Genomic DNA, 1,267 nt, shown 5'->3' on the forward strand with positions numbered 1-1,267 from the left:
CACTGTCATTGAGGCTGGTCCCTGCGTTGTTACGCAAATCAAAACCGTTGAGACGGATTCGTATGCAGCGGTTCAGATTGCCTATGACGAGAAAAGTGAAAAGCACACCAGCAACAGTTTGTTAGGTCACTTCAAGAAAGCCGGCACCACCCCGAAGCGCAAGTTGGCTGAGTTCAAGGGGATGCCCGAAGTGAATCTCGGCGACACGCTGACCGTGGACCTCTTCACCGAGGAGGACTGGGTGGACGTGACCGGGATCTCGAAAGGAAAAGGCTTTCAGGGCGTTGTGAAACGTCACGGTTTCGGCGGTGTCGGCGGCCAGACCCACGGCCAGCACAACCGTCAGCGCAAGCCCGGTTCGCTGGGTGCATCGTCCTACCCGTCGCGCGTATTCAAGGGCAAGCGTCTGCCCGGCCAGATGGGCGGAGAGCAGGTTAAGGTGCTTAACCTGAAAGTTTTGAAGGTTATTCCCGAGAGCAACCTGATCCTCGTGAAGGGTTCGATTCCGGGTGCAAAAGGTGCTTATTTAACGATTGAGAAGTAGTATGGAATTAGCTGTTTTGAACACCCAGGGAAAAGAAACGGGTCGTAAGGTAGTCCTTTCGGATGCCGTTTTCGGCGTGGAGGCTAATGACCACGCTATCTATCTCGACGTAAAGCAGTACCTCGCCGACCAGCGTCAGGGTACGCACAAGGCCAAGCAGCGCAACGAGGTTGCCGGTTCGACCCGCAAGCTCAAGCGTCAGAAGGGTACCGGCGGCGCCCGTTGCGGCAGCATCCTCTCGCCGCTCTTCCCGGGCGGTGGCCGCGTCTTCGGCCCGCAGCCGCGTGACTACAGCTTCAAGCTCAACAAGAAGCTCAAGCAGCTGGCCCGCCGCAGCGCACTGACCTACAAGGCTCAGGCAGGTGCCATCACCATCGTCGAGGCCATCTCGATGGAGGCCCCGAAGACCAAGTCGGTGGCTGCTCTGGCCGAGGCTCTGAAGGTAGCGGACAAGAAGGTTCTGCTCGTACTGCCGGAGTCGAACGTAAACCTGCAGCTGTCGTGCCGCAACCTCACGTACGTGAAGCCCGTGCTGGCTCAGAACGTCTGCACGTACGACGTGATGAACGCTTCGGCAATCGTCATGGTCGAGGGCGCCGAGAATGTATTGAATACGATGTTAGCTTAAAAACGCAAGACAACAATGGAGATTATTATTAAGCCGGTTCTGACCGAGAAAATGACGATTCAGGGCGAAAAGTTGAATCGCTACGGTTTTATCGT

General features: G+C 56.4%; 2 protein-coding genes. Both read left to right on the forward strand.

Translation table 11 applies throughout. The features are described 5' to 3' along the window. The coding region (rplC, locus tag QZL63_RS03125) for a 50S ribosomal protein L3 (RefSeq protein ID WP_290585843.1) at positions 1-544 on the forward strand (544 nt) is incomplete at its 5' end. Position 545: 1 nt separating this feature from the next. After that, positions 546-1,172: a 50S ribosomal protein L4 gene (gene rplD / locus QZL63_RS03130; RefSeq protein WP_022307878.1), complete on the forward strand. Its 627-nt coding sequence runs from the start codon at positions 546-548 to the stop codon at positions 1,170-1,172. The last annotated feature ends 95 nt before the right edge of the window (positions 1,173-1,267 follow it).

Source organism: Alistipes sp. CAG:268 (genome assembly GCA_000434235.1).
GTDB lineage: Bacteria > Bacteroidota > Bacteroidia > Bacteroidales > Rikenellaceae > Alistipes > Alistipes avistercoris.